Raw genomic sequence first — 4291 nt, forward strand, 5'->3', positions numbered from 1 at the left:
GGGCTGCCCATCGTGCGGCGTTTCGCCGAAATGCAAGGCGGCGGGGTGGAATTGGACAGCGCGCCGGGCCGGGGCACGGCGGTGACCATCCTGCTGCCGAAGGGCCGGCTGTTGGGGTATGAGAGGCGGGCGGCGACCGCGCCGCCGCTCTCCTCAATGAAACGTGAACATCTCCGGCGCCGAGCCGATGCGCGCCACCAGCCCGCCGCTGGGTGGGACCGGGCGCCATTGGTCGCGCTGGGCATCGACGGGTTCCGACACCACGATCAGGCCATTCTCGCCGCGGCGCCAATACAGGCTGGGCGGCTTGTTGTCCGATGCCCAGCGCACCGCCCACACCCGCTTGCCATCGGTCCAGGTGGCGGTGAAGCGCAACGGCGCGGCGATGTCCAGTGCCTGCATCTCGTCGCGGACCGCGTGCAGCACGCGCTGGAAGGCGCCGACCGAATCCCGCTCCAACCCCTGGCCCAGCGCCGCCAGAAAAATCGCCTCGCTGTCGGTGGTGCCGGTGCGCGTGCTGTACAGCTCGTCCGGGATCATCGCCTCCACCCGGCGGCGCAGGCGGGGCCAGTCGCCGATCTGACCATTGTGCATGAACAGGAAACGCCCGGCCTTGAAGGGGTGGCAATTGGCCCGGCTGACCGCGGTGCCGGTGGCCGCCCGCACATGGGCGAAGAAAAGATGGGAGCGGACATGGTTGCAGATCGACTGCAAGTTCTCGTCCGACCAGGCCGGACGGATCTCGCAATAGCGGCCGGGTTCGGTCCGCTCGCTGTACCAGCCGACGCCGAACCCGTCACCGTTGGTTTCGGTCTTCGCCTCTTCGGCGTGCATCGACTGTTCGATCAGGGAATGGCAGGGCGTGCAGACCAGTGTTTCCAGGAACACGGGCTCGCCGCAATAGGCAAGAAACCGACACATCGACCGACGCACCATCGCAGCCGCGACAAGGACTGCGTCAATTTGACCTGACGCACCGTGTGAAACAAGATGCGCCGGTCACAGAACGGTCATGCGCTGTGGCAGGTGTTGCATTTCCGCCGTTCGGACAGGTCGTTGCCCCGGCCCGGAACCCAGTCTTGTCACCAGACCAGCTTGGGCAGGGCCGCGACGCGCAGCGGGCCGACGAACAGCGAACGGTCCTGCACCGTCACCGGGGCGGTGACCACCGATTCACCGTTCGGCCCGGTCGGGCGAGCCAGCATGGCAAGCACGGTCTTGGCGATTGCCGCCTCGTTCGGCCGCATCATCGGCTTGACCGCATCCAGAATGGCGGGGGCGCCGCGGATCTCGGCGGTCAGCGCCGCCTGCGGCTGCAATTGGGAATCCAGCGCCAGCGTGCCCGACAGGACCGCCGCCAGCGGCCCCCAATCCAGCGCCAGCCGGTCGACCTCGACCGTGCCGCCGTCGCGGCTCCAGGCCGACAGGCTGGCCGGCTCGGGCCGCGGCGGATTGCCCATGACGCGCAGGGTCAGTTCGGTCCGCTTCACCTCTCGTCCCAGGTTCGCCGGCATGCCGTCGGGCAAGGTCAGTCCGTCGGCGGTCAGGGTCAGGGTCAGGCCGGCGGCGGTGCGTTCGGCTGGCGGCCGATCCGGCTGGGCGGCGGTGACATCGAGAGCGGCGACCGGCACCGGCTGGCCGGCGACCTGCGCGGTCAGGCCGGAGAAGCGCAGGGCGAGCCGCTCCAGGGTGCCCGACATCCGCATGGTCACGTCGCCGCTTCCACCGTTCGGCGCCAGGATATCGACCGGCGGCTGTCCGGGCTGGACGACGGACAGGCGCTGCTCGCCGGGAAAGGTCAAGGCGATGCGGGTGGGGTTCCAGGGCGCCGCCTCCGCCACCAGCCGCGCGCCTTGCCAGTCGGCCCCACGGGTCGCCAGATGCGGCTTTTCCAGTTCCGCCCGCAGGGTGAAGGGGAAGCCCTGGACGGTCAGCCCGCCATGTGACACCACCGCCCCATTCGCCTGCTGCTCGGCAACCCAGCTTTGCACGCCATCGCGCACGGTGCGGGCCGCCTGCCACCACCACAGAGAATAGGCGAAAGCCGGCAGCAGCACGACCATCAGCACCAGGAGGGTCGCGATCCGGCGTCCGGTCAGCAGGCGGCGCGTGGCGGAGGAAGTGGCGTTTGGTCGCATCGGTGGCATGTCCGTTCCATCTCCGTACCGTTATAGCGACCCCGGAACCCGCATGCTAGGCTCGGTCGCCACCGATTCGCTTCCACCGATTCGGCTTCGTTCTTTCCTCCGCCCCGTCTTCCCCTTGCGATCTTCTTCAAGCGAACCTCCATGGCCCCCGACTCATCGCTTCCCGCTTGGATGCATGACATCGCCGTCGAACCCGGCACCGACCTGTGGGTCTTCGGCTATGGATCGCTGATGTGGGATCCAGGTTTCACCTTTCTGGAGCAGCATGCGGCGACCCTGCCGGGATACCACCGCAGCTTCTGCGTCGCCTCCCACCGTTACCGCGGCACGCCGGAACGGCCGGGGCTGGTGCTGGGGCTGGACCGTGGCGGATCCTGCCGGGGCATCGTCTTCCGGGTGGCGGCCGTCGAGGTGCCGGCCACGCTCGACTATCTGTGGGAGCGGGAGATGGACAACCGCGTCTATCTACCGAGGATGCTCCGTGTCCGCCTGCGCGGTGGACGGTCGGCCGATGGGTTGGAGTCCGTCTGCGCCTGCTGCTTCGTCGTCGACCGCAACCATCCGCAATATTGCCGCGGCTTGGACGAGACTGCGGTTGTTTGTCGCATCGCCGGCTGCTGCGGCCAGCGCGGCCCCAACATCGATTACCTCGCCAACACGGTGGATCACCTGAAAGAGCTTGGGATCTGCGATGTGAGGTTGTCTAAGTTGTATGATCGTGTGCGCGGCTATCCGGGATGATCTAGGCTCTCGGTAAGCTGTTTTCCGTCTTTTCCCTGGAATGTGTTCATCTGCGACGCAGGTCTTATTGCTTTGTAATGTTGCGCCGCAGTTCGTCACTGAATGATGTCCGAATTGTACGGTTTTGACTCTGATACACCGCTTCCATAGACTTCTCCTTGTCTATCCGGGAGGTCATTCGCATGCGAAACATCAGCATAAGTAAAAAATTTCTCACCATATCCGCAGTTATGCTCTGCGCAATCATTGGTGTTGCAATCATCCTTCTCTCATCTCTTCGCGATACCCAAGAAGAAAGCGGTCGGACAAAGGTGCGCTCGATTGTCGAGGCGGCGCTTGGCACCATCAAGGACTTTGAAGGCCGCGCGGCAAAAGGGGAGATGTCGCAGGAAGCGGCGCGGACTGCAGCCAGAAATGCCGTCCGCGCGATGCGCTATTCCGGAAGCGAATATGTGTTCGTCACGGATGAGGACGGGAGAATCGAAGTTCACGGTGGGCAGCCGCAAATCGAGGGGCAGAATTTCGGAGCATTCCGAGATCCGAATGGCGTTCCTTTTGCACAGCTTCTGGTGGACGAGGCGCGCAAGGGTGGGGGGTACGTCTCCTACTCCTGGCCGAAGGCCGGACGGACGGACGCCAGCCCGAAGATCGCCTATGCGCAGATGGCGCCGGGCTGGAAATGGGTCGTCGGCACCGGCGTCTATGTCGACGACATCGATGCCGATTTCCGCCGTCACGCCCTGCAGGCCGTGCTGCTCGGCGGCGGGCTGGGCATCGCGGCACTGCTGCTGGCGCTGTGGATCGCCCGCTCCATCACCCAGCCGCTGTCGCGGCTGACCGGGGCGATGCGCCGTCTGGCCGACGACGATCTCGATGTGGAAATCACCGACACCGGCCGGCATGACGAGATCGGCCTGATCGCCGAGACGGTCGGCGTGTTCAAGGAACGCGGGCTGGACAACCGCCGCCTGCGCGCCGAACAGGAGGAGATGCGCGTCAAGGCGGAGGGCGAGCGGGTCGCTCTGCTGTCCCGTCTGGCCGACGGGTTTGAACGCTCGATCGGCGAGGTGGTGCGGCAGGTGACGGCCTCCGCCGGCACGATGCGCCAGACCGCACAGTTGCTGACCGCCAGCACCGGTGCCGCCACCAGCCGCAGCAGCGCCGCCGCCCAGGCCGCGGAGGAAGCGGCGGTCAGCGTCAACACCGTTGCCGGCGCCACCGAGGAGCTGTCCAGCTCCATCGGCGAGATCGGCCGGCAGGTCAACGCCTCCAACGAGGTGGCGAACCAGGCGGTGGCGGAGGCGACCCAGGACAACGAGGTGATGAACGGTCTGGTCCGTGCCGCCACGAGGTGGGCGAGGTGGTCAGCCTCATCAACTCCATCGCGGGGCAAACCAACCTGC

Annotated in this window: 4 protein-coding genes; 2 read left to right on the top strand and 2 right to left on the bottom strand. The window is 66.3% G+C overall.

Going from position 1 to position 4291, the window contains the following annotated elements:
- Window positions 1–153: 153 nt before the first annotated feature.
- Both I71_RS16000 and I71_RS16005 read right to left on the bottom strand, forming a co-directional pair.
- A complete protein-coding gene (locus tag I71_RS16000; protein ID WP_042695843.1) occupies window positions 154–921 on the bottom strand; it encodes a class II glutamine amidotransferase in 768 nt (255 codons plus the stop codon).
- Window positions 922–1082: 161 nt separating this feature from the next.
- Window positions 1083–2138: a DUF2125 domain-containing protein gene (locus I71_RS16005; protein WP_244433870.1), complete on the bottom strand. Its 1056-nt coding sequence runs from the start codon at window positions 2136–2138 to the stop codon at window positions 1083–1085.
- A gap of 150 nt (window positions 2139–2288) precedes the next feature.
- On the opposite strand from I71_RS16005, the gene I71_RS16010 reads away from it, so the two are divergent.
- Both I71_RS16010 and I71_RS16020 read left to right on the top strand, forming a co-directional pair.
- The gene (locus I71_RS16010) at window positions 2289–2888 is read left to right on the top strand and encodes a gamma-glutamylcyclotransferase (protein ID WP_083897195.1); all 600 of its coding nucleotides are present in this window, start codon (window positions 2289–2291) and stop codon (window positions 2886–2888) included.
- 230 nt (window positions 2889–3118) lie between these two features.
- Window positions 3119–4291: cache domain-containing protein (locus tag I71_RS16020; protein WP_159107391.1), on the top strand; the 1173-nt coding region annotated here is incomplete at its 3' end.

It is taken from the genome of Azospirillum sp. B506 (assembly GCF_000333595.1).
In the GTDB taxonomy this organism is placed as follows: domain Bacteria; phylum Pseudomonadota; class Alphaproteobacteria; order Azospirillales; family Azospirillaceae; genus Azospirillum.

Excerpts from the sequence above, each read along its gene's own strand:
- I71_RS16010 (WP_083897195.1), top strand. The coding sequence starts at position 2,289 with ATGGCCCCCGACTCATCGCTTCCCGCTTGGATGCATGACATCGCCGTC.
- I71_RS16005 (WP_244433870.1), bottom strand. The coding sequence starts at position 2,138 with ATGCGACCAAACGCCACTTCCTCCGCCACGCGCCGCCTGCTGACCGGA.
- I71_RS16000 (WP_042695843.1), bottom strand. The coding sequence starts at position 921 with ATGTGTCGGTTTCTTGCCTATTGCGGCGAGCCCGTGTTCCTGGAAACA.